Annotated in this window: 16 protein-coding genes and 4 pseudogenes; 9 read left to right on the plus strand and 11 right to left on the minus strand. The window is 67.8% G+C overall.

The window, feature by feature from the left end:
- Positions 1-51 precede the first annotated feature (51 nt).
- Complete coding sequence (locus ACQEV2_RS41430) at positions 52-822, minus strand: transposase family protein (protein WP_433054028.1); 771 nt, start codon at positions 820-822, stop codon at positions 52-54.
- 54 nt (positions 823-876) lie between these two features.
- The gene (locus ACQEV2_RS41435; RefSeq protein WP_433054031.1) at positions 877-1,842 is read right to left on the minus strand and encodes an IS481 family transposase; all 966 of its coding nucleotides are present in this window, start codon (positions 1,840-1,842) and stop codon (positions 877-879) included.
- A gap of 258 nt (positions 1,843-2,100) precedes the next feature.
- Here ACQEV2_RS41435 and ACQEV2_RS41440 point away from each other — a divergent pair, with 258 nt between their 5' ends.
- From ACQEV2_RS41440 to ACQEV2_RS41460, 5 genes and pseudogenes are all read left to right on the plus strand, one after another.
- Positions 2,101-4,071 carry an ATP-binding cassette domain-containing protein gene (locus ACQEV2_RS41440; RefSeq protein WP_433054034.1) on the plus strand — a complete coding sequence of 657 codons (1,971 nt, stop codon included), beginning with the start codon at positions 2,101-2,103 and terminating at the stop codon, positions 4,069-4,071.
- Positions 3,956-4,627, plus strand: coding sequence for an ATP-binding cassette domain-containing protein (locus tag ACQEV2_RS41445; protein WP_433055213.1), 672 nt, complete (start codon positions 3,956-3,958; stop codon positions 4,625-4,627). The genes ACQEV2_RS41440 and ACQEV2_RS41445 overlap by 116 nt, the downstream gene beginning before the upstream one ends.
- A 45-nt stretch (positions 4,628-4,672) precedes the next feature.
- Positions 4,673-5,532 (plus strand): IS5 family transposase gene (locus ACQEV2_RS41450; RefSeq protein WP_433055216.1). Its coding sequence is split into 2 segments (ribosomal slippage): positions 4,673-5,023 and positions 5,026-5,532, totalling 858 coding nucleotides; the frame shifts between segments, so codons are not numbered across the junction.
- Positions 5,533-5,555: 23 nt separating this feature from the next.
- The gene (locus tag ACQEV2_RS41455; RefSeq protein ID WP_433054037.1) at positions 5,556-6,614 is read left to right on the plus strand and encodes a radical SAM protein; all 1,059 of its coding nucleotides are present in this window, start codon (positions 5,556-5,558) and stop codon (positions 6,612-6,614) included.
- Between the two features lie 283 nt (positions 6,615-6,897).
- A pseudogene (locus ACQEV2_RS41460) lies at positions 6,898-7,414 on the plus strand (transposase family protein); the annotation flags it as partial.
- A 470-nt stretch (positions 7,415-7,884) separates the two neighbouring features.
- Here ACQEV2_RS41460 and ACQEV2_RS41465 read toward each other — a convergent pair.
- A pseudogene (locus ACQEV2_RS41465) lies at positions 7,885-8,179 on the minus strand (hypothetical protein); the annotation flags it as partial.
- Positions 8,180-8,445: 266 nt separating this feature from the next.
- Here ACQEV2_RS41465 and ACQEV2_RS41470 point away from each other — a divergent pair.
- Positions 8,446-8,892 (plus strand): hypothetical protein, encoded by a 447-nt coding sequence (locus ACQEV2_RS41470; protein ID WP_433054040.1) that lies wholly within the window; start codon positions 8,446-8,448, stop codon positions 8,890-8,892.
- Between the two features lie 185 nt (positions 8,893-9,077).
- Here ACQEV2_RS41470 and ACQEV2_RS41475 read toward each other — a convergent pair whose 3' ends face one another.
- The 4 genes from ACQEV2_RS41475 to ACQEV2_RS41490 all read right to left on the minus strand — a co-directional run bounded on the left by ACQEV2_RS41475 (position 9,078) and on the right by ACQEV2_RS41490 (position 12,040).
- Positions 9,078-10,055, minus strand: a complete 978-nt coding sequence (locus tag ACQEV2_RS41475; protein ID WP_433054043.1) for a transposase family protein — start codon at positions 10,053-10,055, stop codon at positions 9,078-9,080.
- Positions 10,052-10,561, minus strand: coding sequence for a hypothetical protein (locus ACQEV2_RS41480; protein WP_433054046.1), 510 nt, complete (start codon positions 10,559-10,561; stop codon positions 10,052-10,054). The genes ACQEV2_RS41475 and ACQEV2_RS41480 overlap by 4 nt, the downstream gene beginning before the upstream one ends.
- Positions 10,558-10,992: a MarR family winged helix-turn-helix transcriptional regulator gene (locus ACQEV2_RS41485; RefSeq protein ID WP_433054049.1), complete on the minus strand. Its 435-nt coding sequence runs from the start codon at positions 10,990-10,992 to the stop codon at positions 10,558-10,560. Before ACQEV2_RS41485 ends, ACQEV2_RS41480 begins: the two co-directional genes overlap by 4 nt.
- A gap of 817 nt (positions 10,993-11,809) precedes the next feature.
- On the minus strand, positions 11,810-12,040 hold the full coding sequence (locus ACQEV2_RS41490; protein WP_433054052.1) for a hypothetical protein: 231 nt from the start codon (positions 12,038-12,040) through the stop codon (positions 11,810-11,812).
- Positions 12,041-12,165: 125 nt separating this feature from the next.
- Between ACQEV2_RS41490 and ACQEV2_RS41495 the strand changes: the two genes are divergently transcribed.
- Positions 12,166-12,498 carry a hypothetical protein gene (locus ACQEV2_RS41495; protein ID WP_433055218.1) on the plus strand — a complete coding sequence of 111 codons (333 nt, stop codon included), beginning with the start codon at positions 12,166-12,168 and terminating at the stop codon, positions 12,496-12,498.
- A gap of 150 nt (positions 12,499-12,648) precedes the next feature.
- Here the strand turns inward: ACQEV2_RS41495 and ACQEV2_RS41500 are convergent, their stop codons facing one another.
- Positions 12,649-13,914 carry a hypothetical protein gene (locus ACQEV2_RS41500; protein ID WP_433054055.1) on the minus strand — a complete coding sequence of 422 codons (1,266 nt, stop codon included), beginning with the start codon at positions 13,912-13,914 and terminating at the stop codon, positions 12,649-12,651.
- Between the two features lie 214 nt (positions 13,915-14,128).
- On the opposite strand from ACQEV2_RS41500, the gene ACQEV2_RS41505 reads away from it, so the two are divergent.
- Positions 14,129-14,779 (plus strand): hypothetical protein, encoded by a 651-nt coding sequence (locus ACQEV2_RS41505; protein WP_433054058.1) that lies wholly within the window; start codon positions 14,129-14,131, stop codon positions 14,777-14,779.
- 615 nt (positions 14,780-15,394) lie between these two features.
- On the opposite strand, the pseudogene ACQEV2_RS41510 reads toward ACQEV2_RS41505, so the two are convergent.
- The 3 genes and pseudogenes from ACQEV2_RS41510 to ACQEV2_RS41520 all read right to left on the minus strand — a co-directional run bounded on the left by ACQEV2_RS41510 (position 15,395) and on the right by ACQEV2_RS41520 (position 19,413).
- Positions 15,395-16,160 (minus strand): annotated as a pseudogene (locus ACQEV2_RS41510) (transposase).
- A 983-nt stretch (positions 16,161-17,143) separates the two neighbouring features.
- A pseudogene (locus ACQEV2_RS41515) lies at positions 17,144-17,959 on the minus strand (IS5 family transposase).
- Between the two features lie 212 nt (positions 17,960-18,171).
- Positions 18,172-19,413, minus strand: coding sequence for an IS701 family transposase (locus ACQEV2_RS41520; RefSeq protein ID WP_433054061.1), 1,242 nt, complete (start codon positions 19,411-19,413; stop codon positions 18,172-18,174).
- Between the two features lie 287 nt (positions 19,414-19,700).
- Between ACQEV2_RS41520 and ACQEV2_RS41525 the strand changes: the two genes are divergently transcribed.
- Positions 19,701-20,933 carry an IS701 family transposase gene (locus tag ACQEV2_RS41525; protein WP_433055220.1) on the plus strand — a complete coding sequence of 411 codons (1,233 nt, stop codon included), beginning with the start codon at positions 19,701-19,703 and terminating at the stop codon, positions 20,931-20,933.
- The last annotated feature ends 177 nt before the right edge of the window (positions 20,934-21,110 follow it).

Consider the following 21,110-nt stretch of genomic DNA (forward strand, 5'->3'; position numbering starts at 1 on the left):
TGCACAAGGCCGTGATCAGGCAGTCTGAGCTGGCCTTGTTGGCGTGTGTGATCATGCGGCGAGGGCGAGGTTATGCATGCGGGCGACGGCTTGGACGGCGTGGTGGAGGCCGTTGCCGCGCTGCCGGCAGTCGCGCAGGATCTTGTAGTTCTTCATCCTTCCGATCACGTGCTCCACGCGAGCTCGGACCTTGCGGTGCTCGGCGTTGTCTTCCTCCTCGCCCTTCAGTAACGGCCGTCCGGGCCGTTTACGGTGCGGCACGATCAGCCCGGTGTTGAGGTAGGCGCCGTCGCCAAGCACCGTCACGCCCTCGCAGTGGGGGGCCAGGCCGGAGCGCCGCCAGGCATGCGCGTCCGCGGTGGTGCCCGGCAGCGGGCGGGACGCCGCCACCACCAGCCGGGTGTCCGCGTCCACGACGACCTGCACGTTTGCCGAGAACCGGTAGCTACGGCTGGAGGCGCCCACGCTCCGGTCCCGCACCGGGACCAGCGTGCCGTCCACGATCCACAACCGGTCCGGGCCGTCGGCCGGGCGGGTCATGGGCTCGAGCGCGAGCAGTGGCCCCAGTCGCTGGATGACCCGGCACACCGTGGAGGAGGACACCCCGAACAGCGGACCCAGCTGCCGCATGGTCAGGTTCGTGCGGTAGTACACCGCGACCAGCAGGACCCGCTCGGCCAGCGGCAGGGACCACGGCCGGCCCCGCAAGGTGCCATCACCGCCCCGCTCCCGCACCACCTTCAACAGACCCGCAAACTGCGCCACTCGCAGCCCGGTGAATGTCTCCACCCACACTCGGTCAGCCCTTAACACCCCGGCCATACCCGGGAGATGCCCAGCTCACGGCCTTGTGCAACACGCTTTAGGTGTACTCGGTCATGACTTTGGTGACAGTCGGCTGATCGGTGGCTGGCCGCCGAGCGCGGTGTGTCGGCGGCCAGTGTTGTAGAAGCGCAGCCAGGGCGCGAGTGCGTCGGCGCGTTCGGTGTTGCTGGCGAAGACCTGGTGGTAGGCCCACTCGGCCTGCAGGGTGCGGTTGAAGCGTTCGGCCTTGCCGTTGGTCCAGGGGCAGTGGGGCCGGGTGAACCTCTGTCTGGCGCCCAGGGTTGGGCAGGCATCCCGGAATGCGCCGGAGGTGCGGTAGTTCCTGGTGTTGTCGGTCATCACCCGTTCGATGCGGGCGATGCCGTGGCCGGCGAAGAACGCGGCCGCGCGGGTGAGGAACGCAGCGCAGGTGGTGCCCTTTTCGTCGGTCAGGATCTCGGCGTAGGCCAGGCGGGAGTGATCGTCGACGGCGGCGTGCACGTAGTCGTAGCCGATGCCGCGGCCGCGGACGTCTTCGCTGCGGCCGTGGGCCCGCCAGCCGCCGCCGTCGGGGATCTTTCCGAGCTTCTTGACGTCCAGGGGGACCAGGCCGCCGGGGCGGCCGTACTCGTAGCGGGCGGCGCTTTTGCGCACCGCCCGGATCACCTGCCCGGTCAGCGGGTCGCACGCCGCCAGCGGCGGCATGTGGTGTCGGCGCAGGATCCGGGTCACGGTCCGGGCCGCAACCCCGGTGGCCTCGCTGATCTGCTCGGGTCCCCGGCGCAGGCGCCGGCGGGTCTCAAGGACGCGGTCCTCGACCTCGGCCGGGGTGCGCCGTGGGCAGGAGTGCGGGCGGCTGGAGCGGTCGTGCAGCCCCGGCCAGCCCTCGGCCCGGTAGCGGTTGACCCAGCGGTGAGCACATTGCCGGGAGACGCCCAGTTCCTTGGCGACATGCGCGACCGGACGCCGGTCGAAGACAACGCGACGCACCAGCAGGCATCTGCCGTGAAAGGTCAGCCGGGCATTAGCGTGGGCCACCAGGACCTCCGAGGTGAGTGAAGACGGCAATCTCCACTACGCCCGGAGGTCCACCCATGATCAACAACCGGCAGCAGGCGTGTCACCAACCTCCCGGCCGAGTACACCTAGCGCGCATGGCGCGGGTCCGTGCCGGGGCACTTCGCCTGGCCGAGGTCCTGGCCCTCAACCCCCCCGGCTGTCGGTGACGCGGTGCCCGTGGCCGGACCCGGCGCCCTGTCTTTCCGGTCCGTCACTGTCACAAGTGGGGACCGTCGTGTGCTGGACGTGGTCGGCCTCGACATCGCGGGGGGGGCCAAGGTGGCCGTCGTGGGGCACTCTGGTGCGGGAAAGTCCGCGCTGGCCGCCGTCGTGGGACACCTGCTGACGCCGGACTCCGGCGACGTACTGCTCGACGGCGTCCCGGTCCGCACCCTCGCACCCGACGCACGGAGCCGGGCAGTCGTCTACGCCTTCGCTCGGCCCGAGCCTCTGGGACGCACCGTCCGTGACGACATCACCTACGGCCTGGCTCCGGGCGCCGCCGGGCGTGCCGAGTCCGCCGCTCGAGCGGCCTGCGCCGACAACTTCATCGAACGGCTCCCGGACGGATATGGGACAGCCCTGACGGGGCTGGCCCTCTCCGGCGGCGAGCGACAGCGCCTCGGCCTGGCCCGGGCCGCCGCGCGCATGGCAGGCGCACGCGTCCTCGTCCTCGACGACGCAACCTCCCACCTGGACACGGTCACCGAGCTGCTAGTGGGCCGTGCGCTCCGCACGGATGGGACACAGATCGTCATAACCCACCGCGCCGCCACCGCCGCCCGTGCCGACACCGTGGGTTGGCTGCAGGACGACAGATACGGGCGGTCGCGCCCCACAGCCGCCTGTGGGCGGTGCCTGCCTACCGGGCGGTCTTCGCCGGAGGAATGGATGCCAACAGCGACGGGCCCGCCCACGACGTGCCGACGCAGACGGAAGAGGAAGACCATGAGTGACCGGGCACGGGGCGGCAAGGGCTGGCGACTGTTGTGGGAGGAGATCCGTGGCCGTCGTGGGGCTCTGCTGCGGCTGACGGCATGGAGCGGGCTGGAGGCGCTGCCCGCACTGGTCACCGGCTTCGTCGTGGCCCGCGCCCTGGACGACGGGTTCCTGGCGCAGCGGCCCGTAGCAGGCGCCGCCTGGCTCGCGGTCCTGGGAGTGGCGCTGGTCTGCAAGGCCGCTGCGGCGAGGGCGGTGTTCGCCCCGCTCTGCGATGTCGTCGAGCCTTTGCGTGACGGCCTCACCCGGCGTCTGGTGACCGCCACGGTCCGCCGGGCGGTCGCCGCCCCACGGACCTTCGACGCATCCGCCGTCGCGCAGCTGACCGGGCACATCGACACCGTACGGGCACTGACCTCCGCACTGCTGCGCTCGGTGCTGCGGATGGCGCTGACCGTGGTCGGCGCCCTCGCCGGGGCGCTGACCGTGGCGCCCGTGGTCGGTCTGATCGTGGGACCGACGCTGCTGATCGCCGTCTTGGCCTTCTGCAAAGCCATACCTGCCATGGCACGGCGCCGTTACGCGGTCTTCCTGGCCGACGAGGCGGTGTCCTGGCAGGCAGGGACCATGGTGGCTGGCGTCCGTGACATCGCCGCCGCCGGCGCGTACGAGCGGGCGGCGGCGGACGTGGTGTACGCAGCTGAGCGGCATGCCCGGGCGACCCGCGCCGCAGCCCGGACGGACGCAATTCGGATCGCCGTGATCATGGTCGGCTGCCATCTGCCGCTGCTCGCCCTGCTGGCATCGGCGCCGTGGCTCGTCCGCCGCGACCTGCTCACCGTCGGCGAACTTGTCAGCGCCACGGCATGCCTGACCGCCGGCATCGAGCCCGCCCTGCGTGCCGTCACCAGCCTACTGGGCGCCTGGGGTCTCCAACTCGGCGTGGCAGCACATCGCTTGCAGGAGGCTATCGCCGACGGTCCGCTCACGGCCGTGCCCCCCCACACGCCGCCCGGAGGCACTGCCGTCCGGATCGGACATCAAGCTCAGTGCGATCACGTTCGCCTACAGTGCGACGGCCACGCCCGTGGTACGGGACCTGAATCTGATCATCCCGCACGGCGAGCACCTCGCCCTCGTGGGGCCGAGCGGCATCGGCAAGTCGACGCTGGTCGATCTCCTCGGCGGGCTGCGCCAGGCGGACTCCGGAACCGTGCGCTACGGCGGTGTGCCGCTGGAGGACATCGCCCCCGCCCAACTGCGCCGTGAGATAGCGGTCATTCCGCAGGAGGCCTGGGTCGCACCCGGCACGCTCCGCGAGAACCTCCTCTATCTGGCGCCCGAGGCAGATCCGCGCTCGCTGGCCCACTGCATCGAACTGCTGGGCCTCGCACCCGTCGTGGCCGCGGCCGGCGGACTCGACGCTTCGCTCACCCAGAGATCGCAGTCCCTGTCCGCGGGTGAAAGGCAGCTGATCGCACTCGCCCGCGTCTACCTCTCGCCCGCCCGGGTGGTCCTCCTCGATGAGGCCACGTCCTCCCTCGACGCGGAGGCGGAGGCACGCGTCGAGGAGGCCTTCGCCGACCGCGCCGACACCACCCTGGTCATCGTCGCCCACCGCCTCAGTTCCGCCGCGCGCGCCGACCGGATCGTCCTGCTCGACGGCGATCGGCCGCTGGTAGGTACACACGAGGCCCTGCTGGACGCGTCGCCCCTCTACGCCGAGCTCGCGAGGCACTGGTCGGGACCGGCATCCGGTCCGCGACCGCCCATCATCACCCCGTGGGAACGGCTGGGGTCCCGCACCGGTACCACTCTGAGCTAGGGTCCGTCTTCAAAGATCATCTCGTAATGGATCATGGTGGGTGTGATGCGCCGCCATGAACTCACCGACCGTGAGTGGGAGTTACTCGCTCCACTCATACCGCGAGCCGTGACGGGCCGACCTCGCGTCGAGGACCGGAAGATCGTCAACGGCATGGTGTACAAGATCCGCACCGGGATCTCCTGGCGCGACCTGCCGGCCCGTTACGGCCCGTGGAAGACGGTGTACACCCGCTTCCGCCGCTACGCCCTGGACGGTGTGTTCACCCGGGCCCTGCAGCAGATCCAGGCCCAGGCCGACGCAGTCGGCGACATCGACTGGCTGGTCCAGATCGACTCCACCGTCGTCCGCGCCCACCAGCACGCAGCCACCACCGGCCGAAAAGGGGGCAGCAGCGGGCGGACGAACCGGACGATCACGCCCTCGGCCGATCCCGAGGAGGACTGACCACCAAAATCCACCTCGCCTGCGACGGCAAAGGACGCCCGCTCGCCATCCTCCTGACACCGGGCCAACGTCACGACAGCATCTGCGCACACCCACTGCTGGAACGGATCCGCGTCCCTCGCATCGGCCTGGGCCGACCGCGCTGCAAGCCCGACCAGGTCGTTGCAGACAAGGCCTACAGCTCCCGCGGCTTCCGCGCCTACCTGCGTAAACGTGGCATTGCGCATGTCATCCCCGAGAAGATCGACCAGCGACGGCACCGACACAACCGCGGCCGCCGCAGCGGCAGACCGCCAGGATTCGACCGGGAGACCTACCGCCGACGCAACATGATTGAGCGCTGCTTCAACCGGCTCAAAGGCATCCGCGGCATCGCCACCAGATACGAGAAGACCGCCACCTCCTACGAAGCGGCGGTCACACTCGCGTCATTCCTGCTCTGGGCAAGATCCGTTTGAAGACGGGCCCTAGGAGCATCCCCATGAACCGACCCCAGGAAGTGAACTGGGACCTAACCTACGCGTGCCCCCTGCGCTGCACGCACTGCTACTCCGAGTCGGGGCGACGCCCCACGCGCCAGCTGTCCCGCACGGACCGCGAGAAGGTGGCCGATGCGCTGATCGCGCTGGGACCGCGGGCAGTGCAGTTCAGCGGAGGCGAGCCCCTGCTCGTCAAGGACGTCCACATGCTGGCGCGGAGGTTTCGCGACGCTGGCATCGACGTCGGTCTGTTCACCAGCGGATGGCTCCTCGCCCGGGAACTGCTCGACGACATACTCGGAGCCTTCTTCCGTGTCCACGTCAGCCTCGACGGCGCCACGGCGGCGGTGCACGACCGCATCCGGGGCCGCACCGGTTCCTTCGACCGGGCCGTCCACGCACTGGGATTGCTCGATGAGGCGGCCCGGCGCAGCGAGGGCGCGCCGGTGCCCTTCAGTATCGACTGCACCCTTGTGCGCAGCAACTTCGACGACATGGAGGCATTGTGCCGGGATGTCGCCAGCCGGTTCCCCCACCTGGGCTTCGTCTCCTTCGGAGCAGCGGTCCCCGGCGGCCTGGCGAACCGGGAGAGCTACGTGCGCCACGAACTGCTGACCGACAGCCAGCTGGACGAACTCACCGGGCCGGACCTGCGCGCGCGCCTCACCCGTCTCCTGCCGCCCGCAGTCTCTGTGCAGACCTTCGACGGACGCGCCCTCCAGATGCATCCCGACCTGGTCGCCCGCGGATACGCGCTGAGCGGTCTCATGCAGGTCGAGCCGGACGGCCGCGTTCGGGCGATGGCCATGTACGAGGGCACGATCGGCTGCCTCCTGGACGAACCCGCCGAGACGCTGTGGGCCCGCGCCCGCGATCGCGTGGGCTCGGATTTCGTGGTGAAGACGCTCGCACCTGTGCGGACGATGCCCGAGTGGGCAGCGGCCGCCCGGCGGATCGATCTCCACTACGGATCCGAGGCCGACCGCGCGCGCATCGCGGCCCGGCCGCCTTTCGACCCCGGCAACCAGACCCGGCACACACCGCCAGGGAACGGCGAGTAACCGGCACGAGTGACGGGATGGGCGCCTGCCGTGACCTGATCGCCGACCGCCTCGACATCACTGGCGCCCGCTGGGGCCTTCACGCGCCGAAGCAGTCCTCATCCTCCGCACCGTGACCACCAACGGCGACCTCGACGCCTACTGGCCTTCCAAACCGCCCGCGAGCACCAGCGTCTCTATCCCACCCCGACCAGCAGACTACGACCTGACCCCTTGATCACGACCTGCCCTAGACTCGCTCAACCTGAGGATCGGGAACGTGACCTACCCGCCGACCGTGCAGATTACCGAGACCCTCGAGGTGCTCGCCTCCTGGGCACCGGGTCTGCAGGAGGCGCTGGTTCGAGCTGAGGAGACTTCGTCATCGTCGACGGCACCCTCAACCCGACCGACCGCATCGCCGCAGACGAGCTGTACATAAAGACAGGAAACACGGCATGAACGTCCAGGTCATCATACGCCGGACGGCACACTCCTGTGGTTCTCCCGCGTCACACCGGGCTGTACCCATGAGCTGACCGCAGCCCGCGCACACGGCATCATCCAGACCTGCCTCACCCGGCAGATCCTGATCTGGCCGATCGCGGCTACCAGGGTGCCGGCGCCATGGTCCGCACCCCGTACCAGCACCGCGAACAGCCCGCCCACTACCAGCAGTTCAACCGCGGCCACGCCCCTCTCCGAGCCCTCGGCGAACGCGCCTTCGCAGAGCTGAAGCCCTGGCGGATCCTACGCGGGCAGGCTGGTCAACCCACCGTATCAGCAGAACCGTCCAAGCCATCCACACTGGGCTCTCTTGCTGGAAGGGGAATAGAACGACCCTATTAGGTGTAAATGCCCTTCGTTCTGCTCCCTCAGGAATACCGACACCGGACGGGCGTCGTCCGTTAAGTAGTTTTTTCTCAAGCGCAAGCCTTGCGAACAGGGTATACATTTGGGAACTACCGTATACCGGTGCCGACGGGAGCTTTGCAGCACCGTTCAAAGGGCGCGCTGCGGCCAGAGCCTTTTTCAAACGGAGGACCGTCAATCGGGAGAACTCCCGGACTTCACTTTTCTGTCGATTTCGTTTTTGCCGTCTGAAGGTATGGAAGTTCTTCAGGTGAGCTCGAGTAAGCGTATTTGGAGGGCCAGCTGAAGACCCTAGTGACCGCTCAAGGTGATCCTTTATGTCTTCTTGCAAGAGTGATCTTTTCCGCAGTATCCAGAATCTCACTATCGACGAGAATCCGGAGGTGGCACGACAATCCGCTCGAAAGCTGATCGCCGCTTACGCACGAGGACGAGAAGACTGCCTGCTGCTTCTGGAAATCCTTGGACTGTATCCGGCCGGCGCAGATGAGAACGCTTCCGCATGAGCGATCAACTCGTTCCGGTGGCGAAGAGGGGATCGGCCATGGTTGTTTGCGGGGCGGGCGATGTCTTTCCGAGAGCTTTCAGCCGCCGCACAGCAGCTGTCACCGCCACGCCTTCCGGACCTCCTTGACTGCGGCGGCGATCACCAGGGCGGCGATCGGGTCGGCCCAGGTCCAGCCGAACAGCGAGTTGGCGAGCAGCCCGACCAGGGTACGGCGGACTTCGCTGACTGGCCGGCGGTGGACGATCCAGAGGTGCTGGACGAGGCCGCGGGTCAAAATCTGCGTGCCATCCGGGCCACGGCGCGGCCGCACCACGGCAAGGTCGCCGGCCTCGAGGTGTGCTTTGTCCACGGCGCGGTGGCGCACATCTGGTCGACGACCGCGTCCTGGTACGACGAACTCAGAGAGGCGTGGAATGACTTCGAAGCAGGGCAGCGGCAGGCCGAGGAGGAAAAGCGCGAGGATCCACCGACTTGGCGGCGGAAACAGAACGCCAGGCGGCGATGGTCGCCCACCTGAAGGACCTGCCGGAGTTCCGCTCGACCACGTCCGCCGGCGCCCGCCGAGCCCTGGCCGAGCGCCTCTTCCCGCAACCAGACGACGACGACCACCACTCCTTCCGCATCCGCGAAGTGGTCGGCGAAGCCCACGAGGCAGTACAGCAGGCCGGTAAGGCGCTGTATGCCGATTACGAGGGCCGGCTTGAGGAACTGGCAGATGAACTGTTGGCCAGCGGACTGCTGGAGAGGACGCAGGGCGCTCGTCCGCGAAGGATCAAGAATGCCGACTTCCTCACCGACCGCTCCGGCGGCTACCTCCCTCCCACCTGGACCCTGACGCTGTTGCTGGGCCACCCGAAGCTGAAGCAGCGCAAGACGTCGTCGCTGGCGCGGGATGCAGCGACACTCCCGCTGGAGTAAGCCCCGTGCCACCAGGCCCGCAGCCTGGCCGCCGCAGACAGGCGGCCAGGCCTACCGCATCTACAGCTACCTCACCCACGCCGCCGCCGGGGAGATGAGGAACACCCTCGACCCCTTCGGGCACTTACGAGTTGGGGAGCGATTGACGTCAAGCATGCTGGCCTGCGCTTTTGGCTGATGGATGGTCAGCCTGCAGTCGGCTTGGCGAGCACCAGTTCGGTACTGGTCTTGCGTCGGGTGACCCGGAGGGCGGATCTGTCGGAGACCAGCCCGGCGACAGCCAGTTGGGTTTCGGGGTAGGTCTCTCGGCGGCCGGTGTACCGCTGAAGGGGCCGCCACTGCTTGTACTCGGCGTTGGTGTGCTCGACGCAGATCCGGCGGGAGGACTGGCGGCGACGGGCCTCGCGCCAGCCGTACTGATCGCCGAGCGGGGCGTCCATCTTGGGCTTCCTCGGCGGGGCGGTCACCTGGCTGGGGAACTCGTTGGCCAGGCCCCGATAGCCCTCGTCGACCTCGGCCTTCACCTTCGGGTACTGGTGGAACTGCTCGGCGATGCCCTCGGTGCGCATGGCGGTCTGATCGTGCATTCGGCCCGGGCGGATCACGCCGGAGAACAGGGTGCGTCCCTGCCAGTCGCTGAAGGTGGTGGTCTTGATGGTGTTCTGCTTCCTCTGGCCGGACACGAAAGCCCGTCGGCCAGGGCGGCCGGCGCGGGGGGGCCATACCTGCACATCGGTGCCGTTGATCCGCAGGCCGACACCCTCGGCCCTGGCGTAGGCGAACAGGTCCTCCAGGGTTCGCAGCTGCAGCCCCGGCTGGTCGGGAACGGCGAAGCCGTGTGCGGCCAGCAGCGGCTTGACTTCGCGGATTGCGGCGGAAACGGTGGAGCGGTCCACCCCATAGAACTCGGCCAAAGCTGCGTGCGGCAGCTGGTGACGCTGGTGGACCAGGGTAATCAGCGGCCGGTCGGCCAATACCAGCTGGTGGCGGGGGCCCGTGCCGACGGCCCGCCGCCGGTCCCAGCCACGGCGTTCGCGCAGGGCCGACTCACGTGCCGCGCCCCACTTCGGCGCGAGCTCTTCGAGTAAGGCGTCGAGGTGAGCGCGGGAGATGCCGGACAGAGCGGGGTGGGACAGGGCCGCGCGGGTCCAGGCTGGACTCACAACTCGCCTCGTGCGTTTGGTTCTTGGCGGGGCCCACTCGTGAAGCGGGTTGTCTTCCGCTCTTGGGGCCGCTGTTGGTTGGGGGCGGTCCAGGGAAAGGGAGCGAGGTCGGGTTCAACCCAGCTGGTGCGGGCCTGCGTGCCGGCCAGTGTCGCGGAGCGGTAGAAGCGGGTGAGTAGGCGCTTGTCGAGCAGCGCGGGATGTCGTTCGGTGAAGGCGGCGAAGTCCGGCTGTCCGTGCGCCGTGGTGTGATGGGCTATCAGCTCCACCCAGGCTCGGCTGACTGTGACGTGGTACTTCTGGGGTGCCCCCGCGTAGCGTGCGGTGCGCTGGATGCCGTCGCTGATCAGGGCGATGGCCGCGGGCATGCCGACGCGGTGCACCGCCAGCCAGGTGAGGTGGACGTGCTCGCGGTGGCCGAAGGTGCCCGCGGATGTCGTTACCTCGGCCAGCAGCTCATCGAAGACACGGGTGCTCTCGGGCGCCTCGGGTTCGGTCTTCGTCATGGGGATACCTCGGCCAAGGCACGCAGGACGGTGTGGAAGCCGGCGACGGCCTCGGCGGGCACGCCGTCGAGCGCGCGGGCTTCTACGGCGGCCAGGGTCTGTCGGATAGTGTCGGCTGCCAGGTGGCCGGAGGAGGTCAGCTCGATGACGACGACACGACGGTCTCCCGGACGGGTGCCGCGCGTGATGTGGCCACGGCGCTCCAGCCGGTCCAACACGCTGGTCAGCGTGGTCGGGCGGGTGCCGGCCGCGGCGCCGAGCTCGGAGATGGTCCGGCCCTGGCCGCCCGCCAGGATGGCCAGGGCGTTGATCTCAGAAGCGGTCAGATCGAGGTCAACCAGCTCGGCCATGAGGATCTGCAGTGTGGCATGAGTAGCGCGCTGCAGTGCCAGCAGCGCCGAACCGTACGGAGACACGGAAGATGAAGTCACGATTTCGGAATATACGAGATCGCAGTAACTGCTGCAAGCCGACCGCAATCGCTCCCCAACTCGTTAGGACATGCACGGCAAGGCACTCCTGATGTCCGAACTTCCGGGGCGACCCTCTTGACGACATGGTCCGGCACTTCGCCGATTCCTCCCAACGCGGCGCAGGACCTCGCGGTGGGATCGCCGACAAGCTGGGCAAGGCCGAGGCGGCGGAAGGGCGGAGGCACGAGCAGGAACCTCGGGGCTGACGGGCGGGGATGTGAGCGCTTTCGGGGTGAGGTGGCCGTCCCGGGCATTCGTGACAACGTCAGGGTCTCCACAACGACGCAGGCGGCCGGCGCCCATGAACCTTCCCCCGCTCGCCTTGGAGGGAAAGCCCTGGACGCATAGGTCAACTCACGCTGATATCCCTCACAGTGAGTGACTCACGGAGTGAACTGTATGGAATCAAATAGAAACAGCCGCGCTCAGGGTGTGAGACGGCAGGGACGCGGCATTCCGGGCCGCCGGAAGCCGCCCTTGGTGTCCCCGGTCGATCACGGCGTCCGGGGCGTCGGCCGTGGACATGTGCAGACCGAAGGCCGGGACCCGACCCTGGCCCCGACTCTCCAGCTCCCAGCGTGCGCGCGAGGCCAGCCAGGACCTGGGAGGCATCCGGCAGACGGTCCCCGGACAGCGGCAGGCGGGCACCCCGGCCTCCTGGCACGCGAGAGCGACCAACAGGCCCTGCTGTCTGAGCCGGCACTCACACGATCACCCGATGAGGAACCCTGTTCGACCAGGCCGCCCGTGACCGGTGAGCGGATGGCGTCTTACCTCAGAACCAGCCGCTGCAGGTGCGCATGCCGCTGCTGTCGTAAGTGCAGACCTTGAACACGAAGTCCTTCACTGGCAGCCTGGCGGTCTGCTTGTTCCAGTCTTTGGAACCGTGACCGCCGTTGGCGGTTGCTGCAGTGCGCGTGGTCCACTGCCACTGGCTACCGGTCCAGTAGTCGTAGCCCGCGAAAATCTTGGCACGGCGGCCGTCCTTCTTGGTGTCCTGCACCATTGCGCTGAAAGACGCAGGGAAGCCGATGTCCCGCTTCTGCCAGCTGACGCCGAAGGCGGGACACCACCACCGGCCGCAGCCGCGGAAGCGCGGCCGGCAGATACACCGGCGAGCCGGGCTCGGTGGTGTTCAGCCCGGACGGGCGCACCCTGGTCACCGGCAGCGCCGACCACACCGTACGCCGCTGGGACGTCGCCCTACCCGCCCCCCACCGCAGCGATCAGCAAGATCTGCCGCGCTGTCGGCCGCGACCTCAACTCGCAGGAATACGCGGTGTACTTGCCGGACCAGCCACCACAAATCACGTGCCCAGAATGAGCCCGGATCGGCACACGAATGACCCGCGGACTTCAGATCGAGGCACTCAGCCAGGGCTGCAGTTCACGGTTGACATGCTACGACCAAAAGACCGTGCCATGCCTCACCGGCTGAAGGAGGCCCCAGTTATCAAGCGCTGACCGCTTGTTCGCCGCTGGTGACACAGTTCTTACTGGCACGCCGGCCGTGAGTTCAGCGTGACTGAGGGATTTTGACCGGGAACCCTCGGCGTCTTCTGCCGACGGGCTCGAAAGTGCGGTGGGTTCGTCGCCGTTGTATCGGCAGGAAACTCATTGGCTCTCGGCGGCCTGCTCGATCTGGTCGTCGAGCAGGTCCTGGGCGATGGTCGCGTAGCGGCTCGCGGTGGTGTGGGACAGGTTGAAGACCAGGGCGAGGTGCAGCGGGTCGGCGCCGACGGTCAGCGCTTCGTGCAGTACCCGGTCGCCGCGGATGCGTTCGAGGTAGATGCCCTGGTGCAGGAGGTGCCGCTTGAGGTATTCGGCACTGACGGGCCTGGTCCCCAGGGCGGTCTTCGCGTTGATGAGCACGTGCCGGTTGGGGGTCTTCGGCCAGAGGGTGCGACGTTCGTCGAGCCAGGCCAGCAGGGTCTGGTGGGGTAGTTCGCCGAGTCGTTGAGCGTGCCCGGCGATGGCGATGCGGTGGTTGGGCAGGTCGAGGTCGTTCAGGGTGAGGTGTCGGATGGCCGTGGCGCGGGCGGCGTGGACGGCGGCCAGGGCGACGATCAGTCGTTGTGCCGGGGTGACGGCGGTCCGTTCGACGGCGAGCACTTCGGCGTCGGTCATCGGCAGCAGGTTGCGCTCGATCTCTTCGGCCTTGAGCCGGGTAGTGGGATTGGCGAAGATCAGGCCGCGCTTCTTGGCGAAGCGGAACAGCGAGCGCAGTCCGGAGATGGCGTTGCGCCGCTGCCATCCGCGCAACGGAGCCAAGGCGGTGGTGACGTCGGCAACGGTTATCTCACGCAGGTGCCCGCGAGTGGCCGCCCAGTTCTCCAGCAGGGGCCTGACGCGCCCGAAGTAGACGTATAGGCAGGTGTGTGACCGAGGCCTGGCACGGCTGTCACCGTCGAGCAGGACCAGTAGCCAGGCCCGGACGTCGCTCGCGAAGTCGGCGGGCAGTTCGCTGGTGCGGTGGTCGACCCAGGAGCGGATCGTCAACGCGCTGTCGTCGTCCAGTAGGTCCAGATCGGCGAGTACCTCGGCGACCCGGTAGCTGGAAGCGTGCCGCGGTATTCGCGTACGGATTTCGGTGATCCTCACGGGCTCGCCGGGCGGGCGGTCCTCCAGCACGGCCATCAGGCCGTCCATCGCGCACCGGACGAGGGACGGTGACCAGCCGTTGGTCTCGCCGAGCTGTTGGGCGTGGGCCGCGGCCGACCGGAGCGCGGGATTGTCGGAGGTCAGGGCCGGATGTTGCCAGCGCGGCGGGGGCGGGACACCGGACTTGCGCCGATAGTAGGAGGCCAGGCCCCGACACTTGTTGTCGCAGTAAGCCCGGTCTCGCCGCGATCCCTCGGGCAGCGGCTTGCCACAGTGCACGCAGCTCATTGGGGCGGCAGGGACCTGCCCGCGCGAGGACGCGGGGTGACGGAGCGGGGCTGGCCCACGGCGACGGTCTGCTCATCGGTCGCTGGCGTCGACTCCGGCACCCTCTCCGGCTCCGGCAGCAGGAGCTCTTCGACGCCGCAGCCGAGCACCACACAGATGACGGCACCAGCCGAGGCTTCGGTCCCCGTCGCCGGGAGCCCTTGCCATGGCGGACGTTGAGCTTGCCGAACCGGCCCAGCTCCCACCGGACGTCATCCAGGTCGAGCAGTCGTGCCTCGTTGATCCGCAGCCCCACATCGGCTGCCAGCCGGGCGACCGCGTAGTTGCGGGCGGCCGGGCCGAACTTGCGGCAGGAGATGAGTTCCTCGCGCCATCCGGCGAACAGTTCCTCGATCTCCGCCTCGCTGGGCGGGATGCGCAGCTGCGGTTCCACCGAGGCCCGCGGCCGGTTCATCTCGTCCAGCGGGCACTCGACCACACGGCCGGTGAGGTTGTGCAGTTCGACCTTGTGCCGCAGCTCAAGGAACTGGAAGAACACCGCCAGCGCCCCCGCCCGGCCGGTCCGGGTCGAGGGCTTGGCGTCGCGGAGCACCTTGCCGAAGTACACGTCCGCGTCGGCCGGCTCCATGTCCCACAGCAGGCGGACGAACCAGTCCCGAATCAGGTCCAGGTGGTTGGTGTCGTTGCGGATCGTGCTGTCGACCAGCCCGGCCGACGCCCGCGCGAGTACGAACCCCGCCAGTACATCGGTCTCGAATTGGTCGAGTTCCTCCTCGCTCGCCGGGGCCCGGTACTCGCGCAGGTCGCGTACGACGGCCAGAGCCAACCCACGCCTCCTCGACTTCACCCAGACTGAAGGAATCCCGTCAGCAATGAGGCTTGCGTACTCGGGGCGAGGTTGGGTCAGAACCGGCTCCCGTCACCCGGACGAGGTAACGGGTCCTGGTACAGGCACTCTCAAGAAAGCCGGTCGACCGTGGACGAGGCCGGGAACTCAGCGACTATTGCTCACCCAAGGGGAGGGTCGACCGGTAGCCAGCCAGTTCCAGGGGCGGGGCGGGCTGTCCACAGGGGCCCGAGGTCAGCACGCAGCGCTGCCGCAGGCGCCCTGGCGCCGCACGCCTCCTGCTGCCCAACCCCGAGCACTCGATCACCTCGATCGCCGAACTTCTCGGGCCAGCCCTGGCACGCTCAACACATCCCCGACCTCCGCGAGTGGCGGGCCGGCCAATCCACTCCGGAGGTAGACGCACGATGACGCCCGAGCCCGAACCTGCGGAGAACGGCCTCGCTGCGGCCTCAACGGGCCGCCCCGCGCCTCCTGACGCGCGCGACGCTGGGCCGAGCGCGGCTTCGTGCCGTTCGCCGACTCCCGCCCTGTACCGTCCCAGCCGGGGAGGCAGCTACGTCGAGCTGCGTCCCGCCGCCTCATCCCCAGCCCAGCTAGAGGCTGTCCCGTATGGGGTGTGAGTTATCCGGTGAGGGCCATGCTGTGTAGCCGGGCGATGCGGAGCATGGCCTGGTGAACGCCGCTGCCCTTGAGCCGGCAGTCGCGCAGAATCTTCCAGTTCTTCAGCCGGGACAGGGCGTGTTCCACCCGGCCCGGGCTCGGCCGTGGACGGTGTTCTCCGCTTCTTGTTGCGAGCTACAGATGCGTCTGACCTCGTCGTTTGCGGTGCGGGATGAGCAGGCCGGTGCCTTGGCAGCCGCCGTCGGCAATGACCGGGGCTCCGCGGCAGGCCCGCTCGACATCGGACTCGGTGAAGGCCCGGGGAGTCGTTGCGGCTGCCGGGCAGGGGAAGCCCGATCGCCACGACCAGGCGGCTGTTGGCGTCGATGACGACCTGCAGGTTGTGCGAGTACCGGTAGTTCTTGTTGGAGGCGGCGATGGCGCCGTCCCGGGTGGGCACCAGGGTGCCGTCGACGATGTAGACGGTGTCCTTGCGCGGCCGGCGCCGGCGAGATGGCCAACAGGGGTGCAAGGTGATCGAGGATGCGGTCGGCCGCGGACTTCGAGACGCCGAACAGCGGCGCCACCTGCCGCAAGGTGAGATTCTTGCACCAGTACGTAGCCACCAGCAGTACCCGGTCCTCCAGCGGCATCGCCAGGGACGGCCTCGTTGGACGTTGCCGCCACGGCGCCGTACCAGTGCCACCAGCCTGGCGAACTGCACCTCGGTCAGCCCGGAGAACGGCTCGCTCCACTTCGGATCATCTGTTGAGATCACCCCACCCATACCAAGCCAACGCACCAACTGCCACACCAGTTACAGGACAACCTCTAGCCATTGGAAGCAGCCCAGCCACCCCAGCATCCTGCTTGCCAGATTTTCTCCACGCACCAGGCTTCCTCGAGTCATCGCCGATAGGGGCCCCGGCTTCGCCCGGACTATCCCCAACTGGACCAAGACTGGGGTTGCTTCAACACCGTTGACTCCGTGGTGCCCGGGAATTCAGGAATAGTCTGGTAGGCGAGCCAGTCGTCACCGGCGGATATGCTGAATGGGCCGCCGGACGATCCGACGGCCCGTCATCACCCTTGATCAGCCTTCCTCAAGCCAAGCGGTGGAAACTCCCCACAAGCACCCAGACTCAGAGTCCGAGGGGCTAAGAAGGTTCGCCCTACTATTGGAGTTGACATACACCCAAGCTGAGCGATAGGTGAATCCCCATGAGCAGCTTGTCGCAAGTCGAACACGACCGGAGAAGAGATTACTCTTGGAGTGACATTCGTGCCCCCAGGCCCGGTAACCCGTAGTCCCAACGGAATCGTAGGTAATCCCACTGAAGGTGCACGAATAGTGCGGGGATTCAAGATATGCCCCGTTAATGTCTGCCGAGGCTGGCGAGGCTCCAGCGAGTGACATGCCAAGGGCGAGGGCGACCCCGCTCAGGGCAACTCCAGTTTTTCGAAGTCGCGTGAGCATTACATGACTCCCATCAATAGACTGCGTTGATCTGGCCGTCACCAATTTGACCATCCAACATGCCTGTCCACATGAGGAGTTGTTACTCCTTCCATGTCAAGTGAACGTGGCAATGCCCGGGTTAGAAGCAGAACTTCGCGCGCCAGGGCCCGCGTTGGCGGGTCCAAGAGGCCAGAGCAACGACGATTATGTCTTGCCACGCCGGGCGGTCGGAGCTGGACGCGTGTCCTTGACGAAGAGGTCAGCGAGGTCATGGAACTTGCCAGGGGCGGCTTGGCGCTTAAGACCGTGTCCTACGTGGTGAGGCGGACGAGGCGCTTGTAGCAGCACAGGGCGGCGGCGAGGCCGAGAAAGGGTGGTTGCTGGGATTTCGTTCGTAGCGGGGGCTGAGTCTGCGATAGCCGGAGAGGCAGGACATGGTCCGCTCGATGACCCAGCGGCGTCGTCCTAATCGTTCGCTGGACTCGATCCCTTTTTTGCGAGCGATGCGGACGCCGATGCGTTTCCACCGGAGCCATCTGCGCAGGTCGGCACGGTCTTAGGCTTTGTCCGCGTGCAAGCGCTGAGGCTGAAGTACTGGCCTTTGTGAGGGTCGTGTCTCGTTTGGTGACCCTCGATCATGGGTTTCAGTCCTTCACTGTCGTGGGTGTTGCCGGCCGAGACACCGACAAGGAGGGGCAGTCCGTTCGCGTCTGACAGGATGTGCACCTTGGAACCCGGCTTACCCCGGTCCACGGGGCTCGGACCTGTGTGTTCGCCCCCTTTTAGCCCTGACGTGGGCGGTGTCGAGGACGACGCGGGTGACGTCGATGTGGCCGGCGTCGTCCAGTTGATGCAGCACGGCCTCGTGCAGGCGACCCCACACACCGGCTCTCGACCAGATCAGAAACCGGCGATGAGCCGTCGACCTTCGATATGCCGAAGCAGGGCGGCAGTTGCCGCCAGGCGCAGCCGCTGACCAGGACGTAGATGATGGCCGCGAACAGCGTCTCATTAGGCGTGTCCTGCGTTCCGCCGCCTTGCGGACGCACCTTCGACGGCGGGATCAGCGGCCTCGCGATCTCCCACAAGCCGTCCGGAACAATCCAACTCCACGTACCCCGCCCCATGTACGGCTCAACGTCCGCCTCACCACGTAGGATACGGTCTAATACTGCAGTGGGACTTCACCGTTCCCGCTGGTCAGAGGCGTAGTTTCGAGCCTAGCGGGGTGACGGCTCATCAGGAGGCGGTTCGCGCAAGCAGCCTTCAGGCGCGGGGCGCCGGCGGTAGTGGCAGGCACGGGCAACGGCCTGGTGGCGTCTGCGCCAGTGGGACCAGCTCAGTGCACCGGCGCGACGGTACGCGGGCCAGGGGCAGACAGCTGCCAGCAGACGCCGGATTTCTGCCACGGTGAGCGGGGCCAGGCCGGCTGTGTCGTTTCTGCTGCCCCCCTTTCGACCGCGGCCGCAGCCACGGCGGCGAGGAAGGCGTGCGCGAGCATGGCCAGGGTGATGTGCCGATACCAGCCGGGATACCGGCGGACCTCGTACTGGTCCAGGCCGCACTCGCCCTTGGCGGCCTGGAAGCACGCCTCGATGGCCCAGCGGGTACCGGCGATGCGCACCAGCTGCTCGATCGTGGTCCCGCTGGGTGCATAGGCCAGGTAGTAGGCGAGTTCGTCGGGCCGGGCCAGGCTGCGGCGGGCCATCACCCAGCGATGGTGCGTGGGTGGATCCGGGTCGAAGACGATGTTGACGGGCAGCCGGGCGACGGCCCAGTTATAGGTGCGCGGCCCTTTGGCGCCGTCGCCGCAGGACAGCACCTGCCAAGCATCGTTGGGGGCGTCGGCGATAAGCTGGTCGATCCGCCAGATCCCGGCCAGTGACTTGATCTGCTGGGATTTCGGCACCGCCAGGACGTAGCCGACTCCGGCTTCCTCCAGCATCCGGCGGAAGGTCCAGTCCTGCCCGTAGGCGCTGTCTGCGGTCACCCAGGCGATCGGCAGCGAGGAGGCCAGTGCCCGTAGCACCAAGGTGCGGGCCAGCTCCGGCTTGGTCGCAAAACCACGCTCGGCGGGAACGCGGGCCGCCCGGCATCGTGCGGCATCATCGGTCCAGGACTTCGGCAGATACAGCTCCCGGTCCACCAGCGCCCGTCCGCGGGACGAGGCGTAGGCGGCGAAAACGCCGATCTGGCAGTTCTCGGTCCGCCCGGCCGTGCCGGAATACTGCCGCTGCACCCCGGCGGAGACGCGGCCCTTCTTGACGAAGCCGGTGTCGTCCACGATCAGCACGCCGTCCGGCATGCCGAGCCGCTCGGCCACATAGTCCTGCAGGTCGTCGCGGAGCCCATCGACATCCCAGCGGCTCCAGGACAGCAGGTGCTGCAGCCCGTACGGGCCGGTGTGGCCGGCGTACTCGGCCAGCTGCCAGCTGTTCTTGCGGCCGACCGGGCCCAGCAGGCCCCGCACGTAATCCCGCATGCGGCGCCGCACCTCGACCCGGCCGAATCGGCTCCCCACCCGCAGGAACAACTCCTCCAGCTCGGCCGTCCACGGCCCCGTGACGAAGTCCGCCATCATGACCCAATCGTGCGCGCCCTCGCCCGCCGAACCGACCGGCTTGCGCGAACCGCCTCCTGATGAGCCGTCACCCCGCTAGGCTCGAAACTACGCCTCTGACCAGCGGGAACGGTGAAGTCCCACTGCAGTACTAATACTCCAGCAGCGTTTCGCTATCTGGCCTGGTCAGAGGCATCGTCGGGAGTGTAGTTGGCTGCTGGCAGTCAGGGGCGGTCTTGGCGGACTGCCCCTCCAACGAATGACATCGAGAACTGATTATGCGGTGATGAGGGCAGCCTCCCCGCGTGATCGACGACCCTGCCGACGCGACCTGGGACCGTGAACTCGACGACCTGTTCCTGCGCATCGGCCACCGTTTCGGCCGTGCCGACCTGCGACGCCGCATGCGTGACTACGTCCGCGCCCTACTCGGCCCGGTCGGTCGCAAGAACGGCTGGCAACTGGCCGAACACGCAGGCCACCGCACCCCCGACGGCCTGCAGCGGTTACTGAACAGAGCCACTTGGAACGCCGACGACGTCCGCGACGACCTGCAGACATACGTCGCCGACAAGCTCGGCGAGGCCGACGGAGTCCTCATCCTCGACGACACCGGCTTCGTCAAGAAGGGCACCACCTCCGCGGGGGTGCAGCGCCAGTACTCCGGCACCGCCGGCCGCACCGAGAACTGTCAGATCGGCGTCTTCGCCGCCTACGCCACCACCGGCGCACGCGCCCTGGTGGACCGCGAGCTATATCTGCCCAAGTCCTGGACGGACGACCGCGAACGCTGCCGCGCCGCCAAAATCCCTGATGAGAGGGTCTTCGCCACCAAACCAGAACTGGCCAGGGCCATGGTGCTGCGCGCACTCTCCTCCCCGCTGCCGATCGCATGGGTGACCGCGGATGCCGCCTACGGCCAGGAGTGGCGCTTTCGCCGGATGCTGGAAGAAGCCGCAGTCGGCTACGTGCTCGCCGTCCCGAAGTCCCAGCCAGTGCCCGGCTTCGGCCGGATCGAGTATCTCTTCGGCCAGGCGCCAAACGAGGCTTGGGAGCAACGTTCGTGCGGCGACGGCGCCAAGGGCCCGCGCGTCTATGACTGGGCGGCCGTCCAGCTCCCGGTGATCGAGGACTTCGACGGTGAGTGGCCCACCCATCACCGCTGGGCGCTGGCCCGGCGCAGTATCAACAGACCCGACCAGATCGCCTACTACCTCGCATACGCGCCGACGGGAACCGACGTCGACCGCCTCGTGCGCGTTGCCGGGCGCCGGTGGGCGATCGAGGAATGCTTTCAGGCCGCGAAGAACGAATGCGGCCTGGACCAGTACGAAGTCCGCCGCTACGTCGGCTGGATGAGGCACATCACCCTGGCCATGCTCGCGCATGCCTTTCTCGCGGCCACGGCAGCCCAGGCGGCGGCAAAGGGGGATGCAGAAACGGTTCCACCCTGGTTCCGCTCACCGTGGCAGAAGTCCGCCGGCTCCTGGCAACTGGCCCCGCACACCGGCCCCGCCCGCCACTTCGCATCCATGCGCTGAGTTGGTCGCGATGGCGGCGAAGGCGTCAGGCCGTGGCCCGGCACTGTCACTACCGACGACGATGTCATTCGCTGGAGGGGCAGTCCGCCAAGACCGCCCCTGACTGCCAGCAGCCAACTACACTCCCGACGATGCCTCTGACCAGGCCAGATAGCGAAACGCTGCTGGAGTACTAAT

This window comes from Streptomyces sp. CA-251387, assembly GCF_050936625.1.
Classification (GTDB): Bacteria; Actinomycetota; Actinomycetes; order Streptomycetales; family Streptomycetaceae; genus Streptomyces.